The sequence below is a fragment of the Bacillus sp. JJ1127 genome (assembly GCF_036965845.1).
GTDB lineage: Bacteria > Bacillota > Bacilli > Bacillales > Bacillaceae_G > Bacillus_A.
Window position 1 is genome coordinate 64,956 of the sequence record NZ_JBALQK010000043.1, and the last position, 21,226, is coordinate 86,181.

At 35.5% G+C, this 21,226-nt stretch carries 23 protein-coding genes; 18 read left to right on the forward strand and 5 right to left on the reverse strand.

What is annotated here, in order from left to right:
- The first annotated feature begins 306 nt into the window (after positions 1-306).
- Positions 307-1,692, forward strand: a complete 1,386-nt coding sequence (locus V7183_RS05530) for an alkaline phosphatase (RefSeq protein WP_335358940.1) — start codon at positions 307-309, stop codon at positions 1,690-1,692.
- Positions 1,693-1,751: 59 nt separating this feature from the next.
- On the forward strand, positions 1,752-2,225 hold the full coding sequence (locus V7183_RS05535; RefSeq protein WP_335358941.1) for a hypothetical protein: 474 nt from the start codon (positions 1,752-1,754) through the stop codon (positions 2,223-2,225).
- Positions 2,226-2,631: 406 nt separating this feature from the next.
- Here V7183_RS05535 and V7183_RS05540 read toward each other — a convergent pair whose 3' ends face one another.
- Positions 2,632-3,711 (reverse strand): saccharopine dehydrogenase NADP-binding domain-containing protein, encoded by a 1,080-nt coding sequence (locus tag V7183_RS05540; protein WP_335358942.1) that lies wholly within the window; start codon positions 3,709-3,711, stop codon positions 2,632-2,634.
- 373 nt (positions 3,712-4,084) lie between these two features.
- A complete protein-coding gene (locus V7183_RS05545) occupies positions 4,085-4,735 on the reverse strand; it encodes a GTP pyrophosphokinase (protein WP_097896977.1) in 651 nt (216 codons plus the stop codon).
- 552 nt (positions 4,736-5,287) lie between these two features.
- On the opposite strand from V7183_RS05545, the gene rpmG reads away from it, so the two are divergent.
- From rpmG to V7183_RS05565, 4 genes are all read left to right on the forward strand, one after another.
- Positions 5,288-5,437 (forward strand): 50S ribosomal protein L33, encoded by a 150-nt coding sequence (rpmG, locus tag V7183_RS05550; protein WP_097896976.1) that lies wholly within the window; start codon positions 5,288-5,290, stop codon positions 5,435-5,437.
- A gap of 93 nt (positions 5,438-5,530) precedes the next feature.
- On the forward strand, positions 5,531-7,021 hold the full coding sequence (locus V7183_RS05555) for a YcdB/YcdC domain-containing protein (RefSeq protein WP_335358943.1): 1,491 nt from the start codon (positions 5,531-5,533) through the stop codon (positions 7,019-7,021).
- Between the two features lie 315 nt (positions 7,022-7,336).
- Positions 7,337-8,050 (forward strand): RNA polymerase sporulation sigma factor SigK, encoded by a 714-nt coding sequence (sigK, locus tag V7183_RS05560; protein ID WP_097896974.1) that lies wholly within the window; start codon positions 7,337-7,339, stop codon positions 8,048-8,050.
- A gap of 305 nt (positions 8,051-8,355) precedes the next feature.
- Complete coding sequence (locus tag V7183_RS05565; RefSeq protein WP_335358944.1) at positions 8,356-9,153, forward strand: phosphatidylserine decarboxylase; 798 nt, start codon at positions 8,356-8,358, stop codon at positions 9,151-9,153.
- Positions 9,154-9,301: 148 nt separating this feature from the next.
- On the opposite strand, the gene V7183_RS05570 is transcribed toward V7183_RS05565, so the two are convergent.
- Positions 9,302-9,457 (reverse strand): sporulation histidine kinase inhibitor Sda, encoded by a 156-nt coding sequence (locus V7183_RS05570; protein WP_141523183.1) that lies wholly within the window; start codon positions 9,455-9,457, stop codon positions 9,302-9,304.
- Between the two features lie 246 nt (positions 9,458-9,703).
- On the opposite strand from V7183_RS05570, the gene V7183_RS05575 reads away from it, so the two are divergent.
- From V7183_RS05575 to V7183_RS05610, 8 genes are all read left to right on the forward strand, one after another.
- The gene (locus V7183_RS05575) at positions 9,704-10,216 is read left to right on the forward strand and encodes a YqeG family HAD IIIA-type phosphatase (protein ID WP_097896972.1); all 513 of its coding nucleotides are present in this window, start codon (positions 9,704-9,706) and stop codon (positions 10,214-10,216) included.
- 3 nt (positions 10,217-10,219) lie between these two features.
- A complete protein-coding gene (gene yqeH / locus V7183_RS05580; protein ID WP_097896971.1) occupies positions 10,220-11,326 on the forward strand; it encodes a ribosome biogenesis GTPase YqeH in 1,107 nt (368 codons plus the stop codon).
- Positions 11,327-11,341: 15 nt separating this feature from the next.
- The gene (gene aroE / locus V7183_RS05585) at positions 11,342-12,175 is read left to right on the forward strand and encodes a shikimate dehydrogenase (protein ID WP_097896970.1); all 834 of its coding nucleotides are present in this window, start codon (positions 11,342-11,344) and stop codon (positions 12,173-12,175) included.
- 4 nt (positions 12,176-12,179) lie between these two features.
- A complete protein-coding gene (yhbY, locus tag V7183_RS05590) occupies positions 12,180-12,470 on the forward strand; it encodes a ribosome assembly RNA-binding protein YhbY (RefSeq protein ID WP_097896969.1) in 291 nt (96 codons plus the stop codon).
- Positions 12,471-12,632: 162 nt separating this feature from the next.
- Positions 12,633-13,202: a nicotinate-nucleotide adenylyltransferase gene (locus tag V7183_RS05595; RefSeq protein WP_097896968.1), complete on the forward strand. Its 570-nt coding sequence runs from the start codon at positions 12,633-12,635 to the stop codon at positions 13,200-13,202.
- Complete coding sequence (yqeK, locus tag V7183_RS05600) at positions 13,192-13,761, forward strand: bis(5'-nucleosyl)-tetraphosphatase (symmetrical) YqeK (protein ID WP_097896967.1); 570 nt, start codon at positions 13,192-13,194, stop codon at positions 13,759-13,761. The genes V7183_RS05595 and yqeK overlap by 11 nt, the downstream gene beginning before the upstream one ends.
- A complete protein-coding gene (gene rsfS, locus V7183_RS05605; protein ID WP_097896966.1) occupies positions 13,758-14,114 on the forward strand; it encodes a ribosome silencing factor in 357 nt (118 codons plus the stop codon). The genes yqeK and rsfS overlap by 4 nt, the downstream gene beginning before the upstream one ends.
- Positions 14,111-14,860: a class I SAM-dependent DNA methyltransferase gene (locus V7183_RS05610; RefSeq protein WP_097896965.1), complete on the forward strand. Its 750-nt coding sequence runs from the start codon at positions 14,111-14,113 to the stop codon at positions 14,858-14,860. The genes rsfS and V7183_RS05610 overlap by 4 nt, the downstream gene beginning before the upstream one ends.
- Positions 14,861-15,032: 172 nt before the next feature.
- On the opposite strand, the gene comER is transcribed toward V7183_RS05610, so the two are convergent.
- Complete coding sequence (gene comER / locus V7183_RS05615; RefSeq protein WP_097896964.1) at positions 15,033-15,860, reverse strand: late competence protein ComER; 828 nt, start codon at positions 15,858-15,860, stop codon at positions 15,033-15,035.
- A 78-nt stretch (positions 15,861-15,938) separates the two neighbouring features.
- Between comER and V7183_RS05620 the strand changes: the two genes are divergently transcribed.
- The 3 genes from V7183_RS05620 to V7183_RS05630 all read left to right on the forward strand — a co-directional run bounded on the left by V7183_RS05620 (position 15,939) and on the right by V7183_RS05630 (position 19,671).
- A complete protein-coding gene (locus V7183_RS05620) occupies positions 15,939-16,538 on the forward strand; it encodes a helix-hairpin-helix domain-containing protein (RefSeq protein WP_335358945.1) in 600 nt (199 codons plus the stop codon).
- Positions 16,539-16,601: 63 nt separating this feature from the next.
- Positions 16,602-17,159 (forward strand): ComE operon protein 2, encoded by a 558-nt coding sequence (locus tag V7183_RS05625; protein ID WP_097896962.1) that lies wholly within the window; start codon positions 16,602-16,604, stop codon positions 17,157-17,159.
- Between the two features lie 157 nt (positions 17,160-17,316).
- Positions 17,317-19,671 carry a DNA internalization-related competence protein ComEC/Rec2 gene (locus tag V7183_RS05630; RefSeq protein ID WP_335358946.1) on the forward strand — a complete coding sequence of 785 codons (2,355 nt, stop codon included), beginning with the start codon at positions 17,317-17,319 and terminating at the stop codon, positions 19,669-19,671.
- Here the strand turns inward: V7183_RS05630 and V7183_RS05635 are convergent.
- Positions 19,668-19,802 carry a YqzM family protein gene (locus V7183_RS05635; RefSeq protein WP_041810028.1) on the reverse strand — a complete coding sequence of 45 codons (135 nt, stop codon included), beginning with the start codon at positions 19,800-19,802 and terminating at the stop codon, positions 19,668-19,670. The two genes, V7183_RS05630 and V7183_RS05635, sit on opposite strands and share 4 nt — an antisense overlap.
- A gap of 356 nt (positions 19,803-20,158) precedes the next feature.
- On the opposite strand from V7183_RS05635, the gene holA reads away from it, so the two are divergent.
- Positions 20,159-21,169 (forward strand): DNA polymerase III subunit delta, encoded by a 1,011-nt coding sequence (gene holA, locus V7183_RS05640; RefSeq protein WP_335358947.1) that lies wholly within the window; start codon positions 20,159-20,161, stop codon positions 21,167-21,169.
- The last annotated feature ends 57 nt before the right edge of the window (positions 21,170-21,226 follow it).

Below are 21,226 nucleotides of genomic sequence, written 5' to 3' on the forward strand. Positions count from 1 at the left end.
AGGGCTTTTTTCTGCCACATGCGAAGTGAAAACAGAAAGAGCAAACGATAGTAAGAATATTTTATCATAGGAAATGTAAAGATTTTGTTGTGAATTTGCAGAAAATCCAATCCACTTACATGTGTTTTGTAAAATCTATATTTCATAACAATAGACAAATAAATACAAATTATAACTATAATTTACATAACTTAACAAAATATTTACATAACTTAACAAAATATTTACATAAGTCTAACTCTTCCTTAATAGTTTTCCATTAAATTGAGTAGAGGGAACTTAATAACCTATTAGGGGGACAAAAAAGTGAAAAAGTTTGTAAAGAAAGCATGGCCGTTTGCTGCTGCTGCATCTTTAGCAATTGCTTCAGTAACAACATGGAACTTTACGCGTTCGGATGTAATCAAGGCAGACGGAAAAGAAAATGATGCAAAAATTAAGAACGTCATCGTATTAATTGGGGATGGTATGGGGCCTTCTTATATGACAGCTCATCGTTATATGAAAGATAATCCAAAAACATTTGAAATGGAGCCGTTAGAATTTGATAAACATCTTGTAGGAACACAAAAGACATATCCAGAAGATGAACATGAAAATATTACGGACTCGGCATCGGCAGCAACAGCGATGTCAGCGGGTGTGAAAACATATAATGCAGCAATTGCAGTTGATAATGATAAAACAGAAGTAAAAACGGTACTTGAGCAAGCGAAAGAACAAGGGAAATCAACAGGGCTAGTTGCAACTTCTGAAATTACACATGCAACACCAGCTGCTTTTGGTGCACATGATATTAGTCGTAAAAATATGGATGCAATTGCGAATGATTACTTTGATGAAAAAATTAAAGGTAAGCATAAAATAGATGTTATGCTTGGCGGCGGTGTGAATAACTTCGTAAGAAAGGATCGCAATCTTACAGAAGAATTTAAGAAAGCTGGCTATAGTTATGTAACGGATCGTCAGCAATTATTAAACGATAAAAATGATCAAATTCTTGGTTTATTTGCACCAGGTGGTTTAGATAAAATGATTGATCGTAATGATCAAACACCTTCATTAGAAGAAATGACAAATGCAGCCATTAATCGCTTGAATAAAAATAATAAGGGATTCTTCTTAATGGTCGAAGGTAGCCAAATTGACTGGGCTGGTCATGATAATGATGTAGTGGCAGCGATGAGTGAGATGGAAGACTTCGAAAGAGCGTTTAAAGCAGCAATCGAATTTGCGAAAAAGGATAAGCATACATTAGTCGTTGCAACTGCTGACCATTCTACAGGTGGTTTCTCTCTAGGTGCGAACGGTGAATATAACTTTAAAGTAGATGCAATTAAAGCTGCAAAACGCACACCAGACTTTATGGCAAATGAAATTGTAAAAGGTGCAAATGTAGAAGAAACATTGAAAAAATATATTGATTTAGAATTAACGCCAGAAGAAATTAAAGCTGTTAATGATATTGCTCCATCAAAAGATGTAACGAAAATTGATAATGCAATTGAAGATATCTTTAATAAGCGATCAGTTACAGGTTGGACAACAGGTGGACATACTGGTGAAGATGTAAACGTATATGCATTTGGACCAGGTAAATACTTATTCTCTGGTGTTCAAGAAAATACAAATATAGCAAAACGTGTTTTCGATATTGTTGGCGGTGGTGACCCGAATAAAGATAGACGCTAATTGCGAAATAAAAAGCGGGGCAGTTTGCCTCGCTTTTTATTTTTGGGGGAGGAAATAGGATGCGAAGATTCATTAAGAAATTAGGGATTGTTATTGCAGCTGGATTATTGTTAATGGGATGTCAATCTCAGCAGGAAACACAGAAAAAAGAGGTAGAGAAGAAAGACATCACAGTGAAAAAAGAAGTGAAACTACATATAACACCAGAAGATGAAAAAGAAGTTCGAAATGTAATTGAGGCATTTGTTCAAACAACGAATGACAAAAACCTCAATCAACATATGGCGTTGTTTTCAACCAAAATTGTTGGTGCTGAAGATTTACGGACACAAAAAGAAGCAGCATTTCAAAGAGGAAATAAAAAAATTGAGTTAGAGCATGTTCAGATTAAAGATACGAAAGGTAATTTTGTTATTGCGGAAACAGAAGAAAAAGAAATGGATAGTGGAAAATCTCTTCAGAAAAAAGTGCAGTATGCACTTGGAAAAGAAGAGGAACATTGGAAAATTGAAGAGGTTCGTACGATAAAGTGAAACTTTAATCAGTGAGGGTTTTCTTCATCCCACATTGGTGGTTATTATCTCCCACCAATCGGACTTTTACGGGCAGTTTATCTCCCACCTAACTTTTTTGCTTTCGCCGAATTTTGAGGTGGGAGTCTTACTACCCGCAAATAGCGGGATAAAAAAGAAATAAAAAAGGCTTTGTATTAGGATAAGTAGTTCCGATAACGTGGAGAAAATTTAAATTCACAGTAAAATTTTCGTACCAAAAAACGATACAATTAGCAATAAATTTAGCACATAAAAATGCTTAGATACATCTCCAAGCGTTTTTTAGCGTGTTTATTTTTTGTTCTTGAACTAATACCATAATTTATATCATAAGGTTGTCCAAGAACAAAGGGGAATTAAGAAGAACCACTAAGCTATAAATACTTTATTTTTGAAAAAATTCTTTAAAAGTTACATCTTTACAATTTATTTCAGAAAGTATTTCATCTACACTCGTTAGTTCAGAAGGAAAAACTACACCTGTTATCTTTTTATTAACTGCTATCTTGGCCAAGGCAGCTGTAACCATAGCCGTTAAATGATAATCAGAAAAGGTGGATAAGGATAAAGTTTTTTTACACTTTGTATCATCAATAACCCCTGTTACTTCTACTGTAAGAAACGCATCTTCATTTTTATTGGGGTTATGTTTAACAATTTTTGAAAGAAACTTGTTATTATTAAGCTTAAGGATAACATCAATTAATCCAAATTTTTTAAGGAAAGAGATTTGTTTGTTAAAGAAAACACTATTCCAAGAAGTCCAATAGTTTATATTTTTAATATGTAGTGCTTTTTGTAGGAATTGTTTTTCAGCATGGTCAATTAGTCTTACTTCCCGATTATCATTTGGTTCAAAGAAATACATTCTTCTTTTTTTGGAAAATCCTGATAAGTTAGTTGAATGGCGGTCTTCATAATAATCGACACGTTGAGAAATTATTTTTAACATGTCTAAAATTCCTGATATTCCAGCTTTTGCATTAGTATTTTGTAGTAGCCCTACATTCACCTCTGTTATTTCATGAAAATTTGAGACTGCTTTTTTAACCATCAATCCAGATAATCCTGGAAAGAATCCAGACATTACGATTGACCCTACTTCATTTTTTTCAGTGTCTTGATGCAATATTTCTATTTTTTTTACAAAGTCCGTAAATGGTGTAACATCGATACATAGAATATCGTTATTTACACAAGCTTTTTGAATATATGGGTTTTGTTGTTTTAAAATAACTATTACAATGTCAATATTTTTAAGTATTTTCTTTGTATTTTCTTCATTAGTTACATCTAAATATTGAAACATCACTTCCTGATCAAATGACTTTGCTAATCTCATTCCTCTAGCAGCTTTATAGTCAGTAACTGTTAATTTAACTTGATTATTAAATATACGAAGTAGTTCTGTACAAACTAATTTACCAAGAACTCCCGAAGCACCGACAACCATTATTTTTTTCATTGTATCCCCTCCCTCTAAGGATTTATTCTTTATTCAGTCTGATTCAAGTATTCTGCTCATTAGTTTACATACAACTTTTCGGAATCTGTATATTCATTTATTTTAACACAAAATTTCCATTTACCTTCCAAAAAAGTTTTCCCAATATTAAGTGAACTATTTTAGATATATTATGTTTTTAAATCGAATACCTTATCAGTTATACGTAATCATTGAGTGCTATTTCATATCTTTTTTTGCTTATATATCAAATCATTAAAAACGTTGAAATAATAGCAAAAATAAAAGACCAAATCAATATGTGATTTGGCCTAATAATTTGTATGCTATTTCTATTGTTTCTCCACGAAAGCTGAACTACTTAGTATGATTTTTATAATGGTAATAAAATTTGATTTGAACATGCTTCAATATCATCGATATCTTGGCGGATTGTTGCCATTTTATTATCAAGTTCTTCAGCTTTCATGGCAGCATCGTGAAGTTCATCTTTCAAATAATCGGGAATATTCCCTTCATATTTATAGTAGAGCTTGTGCTCTAAACTTGCCCAAAAGTCCATTGCAAGTGTACGTAACTGAATTTCTGCAAAGACATCTTTTGTGCCAGAATTCAATGATAATGGATACTTAATGATCATATGCAAACTTTTATAGCCATTTTGCTTTGGATTGGCTATGTAGTCTTTGACTTCTACAATTTGCATGTCTTCACGATTTTCAATAACTTCCTTTAAGTGGTAGATATCTTCTACAAAGCAGCATGTAATCCGTATGCCGATAATATCCTGTAAATGTGTTTGGGCATTCTCAATTGTTGGAGCTAAATTTTTACGCTCCAGTTTTTTTATGATGCTTGCAGGTTGTTTTAATCTTGTTTTTATATGTTCAAACGGGTTATAGTCTTCTAAAAATTGAGCTTCCCGGTTCATAATTTCGAATTTTGTTTTTAACTCTTCTAAAGCGAATGTATATGGTAATACAAATGCTTTCCAATAGTTAACAGTTGATTGATTATAGTCCATTTATATACACACCTTTTCATATTTACAAGTCAGGTTGCTTATTATACTAAATACCAAATCATATAAGCACATGCTGCAAATGATGAAATCATAAAACGATATTTAGCTTTCATGTTTTTAACTCCTTTCTAATGAGGCTTCATATATTCATAAATGAGATTTTTAGTAAATTCATTATGTACAAATTTAATAGTAATCGATTGATGTGAATTTCGTATGAACTAATTGTTGCAGTTTTTTGTCTTTTCTGTAATAAATGCTAAAATCATCTTAAAATCAAGATGGTTTAGTCGCTTTCTTTCTATTTATCCCGCTATTTGCGGGGAGTAAGACTCCCGCCTCAAAATTCGGCGAAAGTAAAAAAAGTTAGGTAGGAGATAGAACGCCCGTAAAAGTCCGATTGGTGAGGGCTAATAATCAGTAGGGGATGAAGAAAACCTCACTGATAAAAGTTTCACTTTATTATGTAATTGACAAATGAAATTTTAATGTATAATATATAAATCGTAATCATTACGTTTTATTTGCAATCTTTGAAAAGGAGGGCTACATATGCGCGTAAATATAACATTAGCTTGTACAGAATGCGGTGATCGTAATTATATTACAAAGAAGAATAAGCGAAATAACCCAGAACGTATCGAACTAAAAAAATATTGTTCACGATTAAAGCGGGTAACATTGCATCGTGAAACGAAGTAAAACAGCTAGAGAAGTCTAGCTGTTTTTTCTATAGATTGAGGGACTTTTTCTAGAAAATGATATAATTACCATATCTAGAGATAGGGAGAGGATATGATGAATCAAAAAGATGAAGAAAGAAAAAAGCAAGTAGCACATATTATTGAAATTCCAGCTGAATATCATCTTGTTGTGGATGATCAAACAGTGAATGAACCGTTTCATGTATTATTTTGGGAACATCAAGATAATAACGAGAAGAGCATACGAATTTCTTTAAATAGATATACAGGTAAATTAATCGAATTGGATATAGATGATGAAGCATTTTTCCCAAGTAACAACGAAGAGATGGGAGAGGAAGCAGCGAAGGAAATTGCTCATTCATTTGTAACGAAATACATAACAACAGAATATGAAGAATACACATATGTGGATGTAAAAGAATGGTGTGGAATGCAAGAAGTTCACTATTCTCAAGAGGTAAATGGGTACCCTTTGCCGCATACGGGATGTATTGTGCGAATTCATCCGTCAGGAAATGTTATTGCATTTCGTAATCATAATGGCAAAAAAGAAAAGCCAGTATGGCCCGAAGTGATTATCGAAAAGGAACAAGTTTTACAGCAGCTGAAAGAGAGACAAGAGATGAAACTTGTGTTTGCACAATTATTTCCTGAATTATATGAGTATGAGGGTGGAAAAGAGGCAAACGGATATCGACTTGTTTATGAGCCAGAGCCAATTTCTGCACTGGTTGATGCATGCACAGGGGAAAATTTATTTGAACCAGAACATTATAAATTACCGTCCACTGTGGCGATAAGCATGCTCCCAAATAATAAGGAACAAGAAAAAGATATTTTCCGTTTACTTGCTTTAGAAGAGAAAGGATTCGTGAAAGTATCTGAGGATGACTGTGGAAACGAAATAAGGATGAGATTTGTTCCAAAGGAAGAATTGCAAAATAAGGAGGAAGCAAATACATATTTAATGGATGACTTTTATAAAAAGCACTTACCTATGTTGCGATATAAAAATCATGTGATGGTTGGGATTGATAAAGCAACAAATACGTTGCTTCATTATTTCTGTGCAATCCCTGAAAGAGAAGAAAAAGTAATATTATCACGAGAAGAATGTTTAGAAAAAGCACTGCAGTTTTTAGAACATGTCATTCCGAATGCGGCTGAGTATCTCCGTCTTTGGGATAATCATGATGAAGAGGATAGTCCGGGGAGATTTTGTTTTTCTGTGTATATAAATGGCATTCCAGTTGAGTGTTTATTGGTTATGATTAACATAGATACAGAAACGGGAGACGTTACAATGTATAGGGGTATATCTCAAGGTATAATAGAAGAGTTACTTACTTATGAAACTAGCGCAAAGATACGAAAAGAGCAGGCGTTAAAAACATATAGAAGTGCTCTTCGTGTTGAATTACAGTGGCATGAAAATCATGATACAGATACACCGAAGTATGAACTCATATATAAACAAATGGCAACTGAGGGTAGTGAAGAATATCAGAAAGATGCTAGCGTATGCCGTAAAATTCGCTATATTGATGCACATACTGGAGAGATAATTTGGAGTAAGTAATTTTTAAGTAAACAGTTCTTGAATAAGAAGATTAGAAGAAAAGAGTTATAAAAATATCTTATTTGTTCGTCCTTTTTAATAGGTGGAAGACTTACTACTGCTTCTAAACAGTATTTCCCACTCTTTAGAACGGGCTTTAGTTGCATAGCCATATTTTCATTCTTATAGTGATATATAATTATAATATGTATAAAAATAAATTTAAATATTCTACTTGGAAAGTTATGGAGTTTCATATTTAAGCTGTACAGACACAAACAATCATCTGCCCACATACATATAGTAAAGACCACTATTTTGGCGGAGGTGAAGGGTTTGAGTCTATTCGCCGCAATTGGATACATGGTTCGCGAAGTGTTTGTATTTGTTTCTTATGTAAAAAACAATGCATTTCCACATCCATTATCATCAGATGATGAGAAAAAATACTTAGAGCTGATGGAGCAAGGTGATGCTCAAGCGAGAAATCTGTTAATTGAACATAATTTACGGCTTGTGGCTCACATTGTTAAGAAATTTGAAAACACAGGTGAAGATGCTGAAGATTTGATTTCAATTGGTACAATCGGACTTATTAAAGCGATTGAAAGTTATTCAGCAGGGAAAGGAACGAAGCTTGCAACATATGCAGCGCGTTGTATTGAAAATGAAATTTTGATGCACTTACGTGTGCTAAAGAAAACAAAAAAAGACGTCTCGCTTCATGACCCGATTGGACAGGACAAAGAAGGTAACGAAATATCATTGATAGATATCCTAAGATCTGAGTCCGAAGATGTAATTGATATGATTCAGCTTAGCATGGAATTAGAAAAGATTAAGGAGTATATCGATATTTTAGATGAACGAGAGAAAGAGGTTATTGTAAAGCGATTTGGACTTGGACTTGATAAAGAGAAAACGCAGAGGGAAATTGCAAAAGCACTTGGGATTTCAAGAAGTTACGTATCTCGAATTGAGAAGCGAGCATTGATGAAAATGTTTCATGAATTTGTGCGGGCAGAGAAGGAGAAGAAAGCAAAAGAATAAAATAGGTAAACGGCTGCGGCTTACGTCCAGTCGTTTTTCTTTTTTTGTAAAAAGGAAATAAAACGAGAAACTCTAAGAAGAAATATACGTTCACTGTTGAAAATGACGGATTCTATCTGTAATATTAGAAGGTGCTAACGAATTTATGAAAGAAATTGTGTTTATTTTTTCTTTTTGTATGATTAGATTGGTTTGTATGTGGAAATAAGAACCATTTTTTTAGGTTTCACTGTATGATATAGAAAGAAAAGAAGGGAAAGCTAAATGTAATTGTTATTTTAAGACGGATTAGGAGGTTTCGCGGTTTGCGACGTACATTATATCGACTTATGATCGAACTGACAAATGGACGGTTTACTTCTTATATATTACGTAAATTTGCACAGTCTCGTTTAAGTTCCATAATTATTCCATCTTACGCAAAAGTGTTTCAATTAAACCAAGATGAGATGGAAAAGGATTTAAAAGAGTATCGAACGCTGCATGAATTATTTACACGTAAGTTAAAAGAAGGAAAGCGAACAATTGATGCTGAACTATCAAATATTGTTAGTCCTGTTGATGGGGTTTTTGCTGATTCCGGCCCGATTGAAGAAACGAAAACATTTGATATTAAGGGCAAGCGCTATTCAATTGTGGACATGCTAGGTAATGAAGAGAGAGCAAAGCGCTATATCGGCGGTACATATATGGTTATTTATTTAAGCCCTAGTCATTATCATCGTATTCATAGTCCACTTTCCGGTTCTGTGACAGAGCGATTTGTACTGGGAAGAAAATCATATCCAGTAAACGCAGCGGGCATGAAATATGGGAAAGAACCTTTGTCAAAGAATTATCGTTCTGTCACAGAAGTAGACAGTGAAGGGCAGCATATGGCACTTGTAAAAGTAGGTGCTATGTTTGTAAATAGTATCGAGCTTCTTCATGAAAGAAACACTGTTCAAAAAGGTGAAGAGATGGCATACTTTACATTTGGTTCAACAGTTGTTTTATTGTTTGAAAAAGGAATGATTGAAACTGTTTCAACGTTAATGAGTGGTCAAGAACTGCGCGTTGGTGAAAAGATCGCAACTCGATTATCTCATGATAATGAGCAGTAAAAGTTTTATCACAAACTTGTGAGGGCTCAAAGAAGCGAGATGGGCTGATGTGCCTAATGAAGGGTTCCCAAGGATGGGAGTTTCATTTTATTTAAGAGCCATCTTAAGGATGGCTCTTTTTACAAGTGAAGCAGTAATCTATATGTACTCAAGATGATTTGACAAGCTTGTCCTCTAATGAGCGTCTAATAATTTCTTGTTTTATAAGTAAAATGAAGTCGGGATTTAATTTTAGTTCTTTTGCTTTATAATAAGACTCAGTGAGTAACTCAGTAGATAACTGTTCCATATGTTTTGTATTCAAGATGAGTCACCTCCTATAGTAATAAGGCTAGGTTCTTTGTTGCATCTACTGTACCAAAAAAATATGACAGTCACAAATGGATGATTATCCACATATTACCGTGGATAAATTGTGTATGAATTGTTGATAAATTCTAAATTAACCGAAATATTAATATGGAAAATGTGTACAATTTTATCCACAAGTTGGATATCGAAAAATGCTGTCGAAAAATTTTATGAAAAATCCTCAAAGAGGTGAAAGAAATTGAAATTGTTTTTACCAAATGAATACGTGAAAAACGTATATCATGTTCAACCAGAAGATTTAAAGAAACGTGGAATCAAAGGTATTATTACTGATTTAGACAATACGTTAATTGAATGGGATCGCCCGAATGCAACGCCACAGCTTGAAGAGTGGTTTTTAAAAATGCAAGAATGCGGCATTCAAGTAACGGTTGTTTCCAATAATAATGAGCAACGTGTAAAGGACTTTGCTGATCCACTTGGTATTCCATTTATTCATAGTGCACGTAAGCCGCTTGTTCGTGCTTTTAAACGTGCGATGGAGCAAATGAATTTAAGTCCTGAGGAAGTCGTAGTGATTGGCGATCAAGTGCTCACGGATGTATTGGGAGGAAATCGTGTTGGCCTTTATACAATTTTAGTTGTACCAGTAGCGCAAACAGATGGATTAGTAACACGCTTTAATCGAAAGATTGAACGAAGAATCATGAGAAATATGAAGAAAAAAGGTTTAATTAACTGGGAGGAATAAAGTTTGACTGAAACGATTAAATGTATTGGTTGCGGTATAGAAATTCAAACAGAAAATAAAAATGAAGTTGGGTATGCACCGGCTTCATCTTTAGAGAAAGAACAAGTAATTTGTCAACGTTGTTTCCGTTTAAAGCATTATAATGAAATTCAAGATGTGTCTTTAACAGATGATGATTTCTTGCGTATTTTAAATGGAATTGGACAGTCAAATGCGTTAGTTGTCAAAATTGTAGATATCTTTGACTTCAATGGAAGCTGGTTACCAGGATTACATCGTTTTGTAGGACACAACAAAGTATTGCTTGTTGGAAACAAAGCGGATTTAATCCCAAAATCAGTAAAGCATGATAAAGTAAAACATTGGATGCGTTATAGTGCGAAGCAACTGGGATTAAAACCAGAAGATATCTTTTTAATTAGTGCAGAAAAAGGACAAGGTATTCGTGAACTTGCTGAGGCAATTGAACAGTACCGTGATGGTAAGGATGTATATGTTGTAGGTTGTACGAATGTGGGGAAATCTACATTTATTAACCGCATGATTAAGGAATTTAGTGAAGAAACTGAGAATGTGATTACAACGTCTCATTTTCCAGGAACAACGCTTGATTTAATTGATATCCCATTAGATGAAACATCTTCTTTATATGATACACCAGGTATTATCAATCATCACCAAATGGCACATTATGTTGGAAAACAAAGCTTGAAACTGATCACACCAACAAAAGAAATTAAGCCAATGGTCTTCCAATTAAACGAAGAACAAACATTATTCTTCGGTGGATTGGCACGTTTTGATTATATTAGTGGTGGTCGCCGTGCGTTCACTTGCCATTTCTCAAATCGTTTAACAATTCATCGTACAAAGCTTGAAAAAGCAGACGAATTATATGAAAAACACGCTGGGGAATTATTAAATCCACCAACTCCAGAAGAACTAGAAAATATGCCTGAGTTTGTGAAATATGAATTTAATATTCGTGAGGCAAAAACAGATGTTGTATTCTCTGGATTAGGTTGGGTTACTGTGAATGAACCAGGGGCAAAGATTGTTGCTCATGTACCAAAAGGAGTTAGTGTTTCATTACGTAAATCTTTAATTTAATATGGAGAGGGATTTATGAAACAATTATATGGTGTAATCGGAAATCCAATTGGACATTCATTGTCACCACTCATGCATAACGATGCATTTGAGCACTTAAGTATAGATGCTCATTATCATGCGTTTCTTGTAGAAGAAGAGACGTTAGGGGAAGCGGTGAAAGGGTTAAAAGCATTAGGTGCCCTAGGTTTTAATGTAACGACTCCGCATAAAGTTTCAATTATGAAATACTTAGATGAAATTGATCCGTTAGCCAAGCAAATCGGTGCTGTCAATACGGTAGTTCATAGAGATGGGAAACTAATTGGTTATAATACGGATGGAATTGGTTATGTTCGTTCTTTACAATCAATTAGCAAAGAGCCGCTGCACCAAAAGCGTGTGTTATTACTTGGTGCAGGCGGAGCTTGTCGTGCTATTTATTTTTCACTTGCGGATGTGGGTGTAAAAGAAATTGATATCGCCAACCGAACAGTAGAGAAAGCAGAGCAGCTGATCGCAGGATGTAAAGCGAAGGTTACTTCGCATGCTCTTTCATTAGAGCAAGCAACGGAAAAACAAGAGAATTATGATGTTATCATTCATACAACAACGATAGGCATGCATCCGCATGTACAGCATACGCCTTTGCAAATTCGCTCTTTAAAGCAAGGAACGATTGTTTCGGATATTATTTATAATCCATTTGAGACAAAACTCTTGCACGATGCGAAAGCAAAAGGGGCAATTGTACAAAATGGAATTGATATGTTTGTTTATCAAGGAGCACTTGCATTTGAAATGTGGACAGGACACATGCCAGATATCGATAGAATGAAACAATTAGTAATGAGAAAGCTTGGAGGCTAATGATATGTTAACAGGAAAGCAAAAAAGATTTTTACGTGCAAAGGCACATCACTTAACACCGATTTTTCAAGTTGGAAAAGGCGGCGTTAATGAAAATATGATTAAACAAATTGCAGATGCATTAGAGGCCCGCGAACTATTCAAAGTGAGCGTGCTCCAAAACTGTGAATTTGATCGTCATGAAGTTGCAGAAGAACTTGCGAAAGGTGCAAGAGCAGAAATCGTTCAAGTAATCGGAAGCACAATCGTTTTATATAAAGAATCAAGAGAAAATAAGCAAATCAAACTTCCATAATAAAACGGGATTTGTATAGGGCGTTTCCGGAGTCGATGCTCGCTATGTAGAGGGTGAAGTGCTCACTAATGAGAGTTGGAACAATTAAGCTTTTACGGGCAGTAGGCTCTCTTCATGTTTTTTGAGGAGAGTTACTGCATGTAAAGTAAGGGGGCGTTTCCTTTGAAAAAGATCGGAATTATTGGAGGTACATTTGATCCGCCACATTATGGACATTTGTTAATTGCAAATGAAGTATATCATGCACTGAAGCTAGATGAAATTTGGTTTTTACCAAATCAAATCCCGCCCCATAAACAGGATCGTAATGTTACAAGTGTAGAAAATCGATTGCAGATGTTAGAGCTGGCAACTGAGCAAGAAGCGTATTTTTCTCTTTGTTTAGAAGAGCTAAATAGAGAGGGCCCATCTTATACATATGACACTATGTTACAATTAACAAAGAAGCATCCGGATGTGCAGTTCTATTTTATTATTGGCGGAGATATGGTGGAGTATTTACCAAAATGGTATAACATCAAGAAATTACTTCAGCTTGTAACTTTTGTTGGAGTTGCAAGGCCGGGTTATACATTAAATACGCCTTATGAAATCGTCACTGTAGAGATTCCGGAGTTTGCTGTTTCTTCTTCATTGTTACGAGAGAGATATAAGGAGAAGAAAACGTGCAAATATTTGCTTCCAGAACAAGTACAGGTATATATCGAGAGGAATGGGTTGTATGAATCGTGAGGAAGCACTTGAGATTGTGAAACAACAAATGCATGAAAAACGTTATATACATACAATTGGTGTAATGGAAACGGCAATTGAACTTGCTAAGCTATATGGCGTGGATGAGAAAAAAGCAGAAATGGCTGCTATATTTCATGATTATGCAAAATGTAGACCAATTCAAGAAATGGAAAACATTATTCAGCAGGAAGAGTTGCCGAAAGATTTACTTCAATATAACAAAGAGTTATGGCATGCGCCAGTTGGGGCATACTTAGTAGAAAAAGAAGTGGGTATTACGGATCCTGAAATCTTGCAAGCCATTACATATCATACAAGCGGTCATGAAGAGATGACAATGCTTGATAAAGTTATTTATGTGGCGGATTATATTGAACCTGGCCGTAAGTTTCCGGGTGTGGAAGAAGCGCGCAAATTGGCGCTGGAAGATATAAATAAAGCTTTATTATTTGCCTTAAAACGTACAATTCAATTTTTAATGGAAAAGGATCAAACAATTTATCCATTAACATTTCAAACGTACAATGCAGTTTTGAAGGAGGAAATTACTGAATGAAAGATAGAGATTTATTAGTGTTAGCAGCAAAAGCAGCTGATGATAAAAGAGCAGAAGATATGGTTGTACTAAACATGCAAGGTATTTCACCAATTGCAGATTATTTTATTATTTGTCACGGGAATTCAGATAAGCAAGTACAAGCAATTGCACGTGAAATTAAAGCGAAGGCACATGAACTTCAAATTGACGTACAACGTATGGAAGGCTTCGATGAAGCGCGCTGGGTTCTAGTGGACCTTGGCGATGTAGTTGCACATGTATTCCATAAAGATGAGCGCGATCACTATAATTTAGAGCGTCTATGGGGCGATGTGCCACGTGAAGATATTACAGAAGAGTTAAGCCAATGAGATATGAGCAATTTGCATTGTTGTATGATGAACTCATGAATGATGTCCCATATGATAAATGGGTAGAATTCACAGAGGAAAGCTTACAGCAGGCAGGTATGAAAGAGGCGAAGATTCTTGATGTAGCTTGCGGGACTGGTAATGTAACGCTTCCACTTGTACGAAAAGGTTATGACATGATTGGGGTCGATCTTTCAGAAGAAATGCTAACGGTTGCCCAGCAAAAACTAGGGGGAGAAGGATATCTTATTCCTTTTTATCAACAGGACATGAGAGAACTGGATGTTCCTGGTGAATTCGACTGTGTGACAATCTTTTGTGATTCATTAAATTATGTATTACAAGAAGAGGGGATACAAGAAACATTCAGACGAGTATTTCACCATTTGCGTCAAGATGGTCTGTTTTTATTTGATGTACACTCTTTATATAAAATTCATCATGTATTTCAAAATGAAACGTACACAGTCAATGGGGAAGAAATAGCTCTCATTTGGAACTGCTTCCCTGGTGAAGAATCAAATAGTGTGGAACATGACCTATCATTCTTTGTCCAGGATATAGAGGAAGGGGTATACCATCGTTTTGATGAATGTCACGTACAACGTGCTTATTCAGTTGAATTGTTAACAAAATGGCTTGAAGAAGCAGGTTTTACAGTGCTTCGTGTAACAGGTGATTTTGAACGGATGGAAGTAACCGAACAAACAGAACGTATCTTTTTTGTAGCAAAAAAGAATGGATAAAATAAAAGCAACCGACAAGGTTGCTTTTATTTTATGGAGAATGTGCTATTTTATTTAGAGAAAAATAGAAGAGTGATAGAGATAAATGATAAAAAGAAAGGTTTTGATGAAAAGACAGTGTGAAAAAGTTTAGAAATAGATGAGAGGATTTTGTCTCATGATGGCGTATTCTTTACGTGTGCTTATTAAATTGTTGTTCCACGCCTTCTAAATCTTCATCGTATTTTTCATGTGTTCGTTCGAATAACTTATGGAACATATCTCCGACGTGTCCCTCCAAAATGCGAATGCCCTCTCCTGTGACCCCGCCCTTTACACATACTTTCTCCTGCAAGGTTGGTAATGTAAAGAGTTCTTTTTCTAGTAATTTTCCCATCCCGATAATCATTTCACTGGCTAAAGTAGTTGCTTCCTCGTAGGTAATATTTGTTTTATCTACAGCAGCATCAATGAAACATTGTAATAAGTAACTGAAGAATGCTGGCCCGCAGCTGGCAATATCAGATGAAACTCGTGTAATATCTTCACCAATTACAACAGGGGTAGAAATATTTTTAAATAAAAGAAGTAACCTTTGTTTCCATTCTTCCGAACAGTTTTCTCCAAATGTAAATAATGAGGCACCAGAGAACGCTCGGTTTGTGATGCTTGGAATAATACGTGCGACGTGGCAAGATACAACTTTTTCTAATTGTTTTGCTGATATAGGACTAGTAATAGAAATTAAACATTTTTCCTCTGTAAAGTAGGCAACGTGTTTTTTTAAAAATGGATAGATATCTAAAGGTTTGACGCAAATGAAAATAAGCTGAGAGCGCTCAATTACTTCCTGCGCTGTTTTTGCTATATGAACAGAAGGATACTTCTCTTTTATATGATATGCTTTGGCAGGTGTACGATTAATAATAGTCAGGCACGAAGGTTTGACAGCATGGGTTTCTAAAAATGCATCGATCAATATATTCCCCATGTTTCCTGTCCCTATGATTCCTATGTTCAATGTTTCATCCCTCCTTCGTAACATCTTTCTCCTAAACAATATGAACCATGTTGTGAATTTATGAATTAGAGGTATAAAATGATGTGGAATTTTCAAAAGAAGTGGCTTGCTTTGCTAGGGGGTGTTGGAGTCGTCATTGTACTCTTTTTATGGCAGACGAAGCAACAAACGGAACAACAAACTGTTAAAATCGATACAACGATGAAGAGTGAAGAGAAAAAGAGTAAATTGAAAGCAGCAGATTCAAAAGAGCAGAAAAAAGTAATTATGATTGATATAAAAGGGGCTGTGCATCGAGAAGGGGTCTATGAGATGAGGGAAGGCGAGCGTGTGAAAGATGGGATTGAAAAGGCAGGAGGTTTCTTACCAGAAGCGGATATAGCAAAAGTGAATTTAGCACAAATTGTACAAGACCAAATGCTTCTGCATGTGCCGAGGAAAGGAGAACAAGTACAAGAAACAGCTATATCTTCACAGCAAGGTGGAAAAGTGCAAGTAAATCATGCTTCAAAAGAGCAACTTGAAAAAATAACGGGAATTGGCCCTCGAAAAGCAGAGGCGATTATGAAATATCGAGAAGAACATGGGCCATTTCAAAAAGTGGAAGACTTATTGGAGGTAGATGGTATTGGAGAGAAGTCACTTGAAAAAATAAAAGATCAAATAATTATTCCGTAAAAGATTGACGAGCTTTTTCTTCTTTCGCTACACTACAAGTAGATAAAAAAAGTAGGTGAAGATATGGAACGAATTTCTTGGGACCAATATTTTATGACACAAAGCCATTTATTGTCACTGCGTAGCACGTGTACAAGGCTTGCGGTAGGAGCAACAATTGTCCGGGATAAGAGAATTATTGCGGGTGGCTATAATGGTTCAATTAAAGGTGGTGTTCATTGTATAGATGATGGATGCTATGTGATCGATAATCATTGTGTACGCACAATTCATGCAGAAATGAATGCTTTATTGCAATGTGCCAAATTTGGTGTAAAAACAGAGGGTGCGGAAATTTATGTTACACATTTTCCTTGTTTACAGTGCTGTAAGGCGATTATTCAAAGTGGTATTACAGCTGTGTACTATGCGCAGGATTATAAAAACCATCCGTATGCTGTGGAACTATTCGAACAAGCAAATGTCACTGTGAAACATGTTCCGTTAGAATATGATATTACATCGATAGAACAGCAAGAACGTCATTGGCAATTAAAAGAGCTGTTCTCCTCTTTAGAAAAAGATGATGTAACAATGGATGAACTACAACAAGTATTCGCTAAAGCAAAAAAAATGCTATAAGTGCGTGTTCAAAAAGGAGGATAAAGAGTGCCGAGCAGTTCGAGGCGCGGAAGCCAGGAGGATACGGAGTGTAGATGGAACTGGCAACGTAACGAAGAAATGTGACAGTTATCTTTACCGGGCCTTTTGAATATCCGCTATAAGGGGTGAGTATGAGTTGCGTCGACAATGGGGCTATATTGCAATCTCATTTGTTATGGGGATTGCAATCGCCTGTTCTTCGTTTCAATTGTTGTCTGTTAGTGTATTTGGTTGCTATGTTTTATTCTGTATATATCGTGCTTCGCATAAAGTCCTCATTTTTTGTATACTGACATGTTTCAGTAGCTTTCTCTATACCTCATATATCGAGCAAGAAAACCAGCCGTCTAAAGACCTCCATTCCGAAGTGATAAAAGGAGTGATTCAAAATACGCCTATTATTAATGGAGATCGTCTTTCTTTTCAAATCGAAGATAATCACAAAGATAAGCTGCAACTGTTTTACAAAATTCAATCAGTGAAGGAAAAGGAGCACTTGCGGCAATTATATGCTGGGATGAAGTGCACTTTTAAAGGAGAAATAAAAGAACCGTCTAAAGCGCGTAATGCTCACGGGTTTGATTATCAGGATTACTTATATAAGCAACATGTTCATTTCTTATTTGAAGCAACGGAGATTTCAAATTGTAACAAAAATAAGTTGAGTTTTACAGATTGGCTCTTTCACTTACGACAAAATGCAGTTTCGAAAGTTTCAGAAATGTTTCCTGGGCAATCTGGAGCATTTATGAATGCGTTGTTGTTTGGTGATCGACAACAGATGACATTTGAAGTAGAAAAGCAATATCAACAGTTTGGGCTTATTCATCTACTAGCAATTTCAGGATCGCATATTGTATTGCTGACCGCAATTGGTTACTTTGTTTTACTTCGGATTGGTGTGACAAGGGAAATGGCAACGATATGTCTTATTGTTTGTATTCCGCTGTATATGTTTTTAGCAGGGGCATCTCCATCTGTTATGAGGGCTTCTGTAACAGGGGTTATATTACTATTGGCACTTATCCATTCTGTCCGTATTTCAAGCTTAGATACCCTTAGTATAACGGCTATATTGATGCTTTTATATGACCCTTATATGGTCTTTGATATTGGGTTTCAATTTTCGTTTGTTGGTAGTTTAGCCTTGCTATTGTCTGCCGATATTTTATTGCGACGTGATCAGGGGCTCGTGCGAAACACAATTTATCTTTCTATTATTTCGCAGCTTGCTAGTACGCCTATTTTGTTATATCATTTTGGTTATTTTTCTCCATATAGTGTCTTTCTCAATCTTATATTTGTCCCATTCTTATCCTGCATTGTATTGCCGTGTAGCATTATTATTTTTATATGTATGATATTTGTTCCTCTTGTAGCGAAATGGATTGCGCATGGATTATCGGTATGTTTAACATTCTCTAATGAATTTCTTCAGTACTGTGAAACCCTCCCGTTTCTACGCCTTACCTTCGGACAAACACCTCCATTTCTTGTAGCCATATATTGTTTAAGTTTAATTAGTATCTTCATCGTGTGGGAAAGAGCGGTTAGAAAAAAGTTTTTGTTTTTAGCTGCTGGATTGTTTCTTTTCGTATGTACTTGTCATTATATGTCTCCTTATTTTCGCCCGAGCGGAAGTGTTACATTTATTGATGTTGGACAAGGGGATGCGATATTAATTCGCCTTCCGTATGAAAAAGGGGTATATCTTATTGATACGGGAGGAACAATTCCGATTAAAAAAGAGCCTTGGCAACAGAAGAAACATGAGTTTTCTGTTGGATATGATATCCTCCTCCCATTTTTACAAAAGGAGGGGATTCGTACAATTGATAAGCTATTTGTAACGCATGGCGATACGGATCATATGGGAGCGGCTAAAGAATTATTATCCTCTATCGCTGTAAAAGAAATCATATTTGGAAAGAAGCAAGAAGATTCCATATTAGAAAAAGAATTGAAGAAAATTGCGAAGAAAAAAGGTATACAGATAAACGTGGTAGGAGAAGGAGATGGCTGGAAAGTAGATGAAGCGGAATTTACGGTGCTGTCCCCAGAAGGAAAAGAAAAAGATGATAATGATTCCTCCATTGTCCTATGGGCGAAACTAGGAGGGTTTACATGGCTGTTTACGGGGGACTTAGAAGAAAAAGGGGAGAGGCGTATAATAGAGCATTATCCAGAGCTATATGCGGATATTTTAAAGGTTGGGCATCACGGGAGTAAGACATCATCTTCTGCGTCTTTTTTACATCTTATTCAACCTAAGAAAGCAATTATTTCCGCTGGAGAACATAATCGATATGGGCATCCGCACCAGCAAGTGTTAGAGCGCTTAAGGGGGATGGACATTGAAATATGGCGTACGGATGAGCAAGGGGCCATTTCCTATGTTTTTCAAGGGGGGGAAGGAACGTTTCAGAGTAAGTTGACATATGATGAAACACAGAAAAGATTGAAAAAGAAGGCCGCAAGCAGCAGCCTTTAAGAACCTATAAATTTAATGATTGTTGCTATAATGAAAAGTGTTGCGAAAAAACCAAATGAAACGATAAAACCTACCCCTGAATCAACAGCGTCATTACGTTTACTTTGAACGTTTTGTTCAAATTCATTCATTTAGAATCCCTCCCCAACATTCCACTTTAGTATAAAATATTGTCAGAAAAAAATCTACAATTTCCATATGGAGATAAATAGAGCGTGTTATGTATTTTTCCACGAGTGTGTGATGGCAAAAGAGGAGAATTTTGATTTCCAAGCATGTTAACAGTTGGCACTTATACTTGAATGACGGTTGTGAATAATAAAAGTAAAGTGGTTACCGCACACCAATAAGAATCCCGGGGCTTATTGCGTGGCGTTTTATATAGATAAAGGAACGGGTAATTGCAGCCTGTTCCTTTGTACTTGTAAAACAAAAGATACCGCATTAGTATAAAGATATATTGCCAAGTTAGGGAGTAGGAAAAAGTATGAGTGATATACATAAGAAAATCAAAAAGAAACAGTTTGCACCACTTTATTTATTATATGGAACGGAAGCTTATTTTATAAATGAAACGATAAAGCTGATAACAACGGAAGCGCTCGTTGAAGAGGATCGTGAATTTAATGTTGTCACATATGATTTGGAAGAGGCATATTTAGAAGATGTAATAGAAGATGCAAGGACGCTTCCTTTTTTCGGAGAACGTAAAATACTATTAATAAAATCGCCATTATTTTTAACATCACAGAAAGAAAAATTGGAGCAAAATATAAAGATTTTAGAAGAATATATTGCTGAGCCTTCTCCATTTTCGATTGTCGTATTTGTAGCTCCTTATGAAAAGCTAGATGAGCGGAAAAAAATCACAAAATTATTAAAGAAAACAGCCGAAGTAGTAGAAGCAAATGAGATGCAAGTACAGGACGTCAGAAAGTGGGTTATAGCTCGTGCAGACGAAGTACATGTGTACATTGAAGATACAGCTGTTAGTTTGCTGTTAGAGCTTGTAGGAAGCAATGTAACGATGTTAGCAAAAGAAATGGATAAGTTGACTCTTTATGTTGGTACGGGCGGTGAAATTACAACAAAACTTGTGGCAGAACTTGTACCGAAATCGGTTGAACAAAATGTATTTGCTTTAACAGAAAAAGTGGTAAAAAAAGATATTGCAGGAGCAATGCGAATTTTAGACGGCTTATTTACTCAGCAGGAAGAACCGATTAAATTGCTTGCGCTATTAGTAAGTCAATTCCGTTTGCTGTATCAAGTAAAAGAATTACAGCAGCGTGGATACGGACAAAATCAAATTGCTTCACATATTGGGGTTCATCCATACCGAGTAAAGTTAGCGATGAATCAAACGAAATTTTTCTCATTTGAAGAGTTGAAAAAAGTTATTTTAGAGTTAGCTGAAGCTGACTATAGTATGAAAACGGGGAAAATGGATAAGAAACTTGTTTTAGAATTTTTCTTAATGCGGCTAAATCATATGTAATAAAAAGTTCATGCTATTTGCTGCATGAACTTTTTTACATGACGAATTGTATTATTA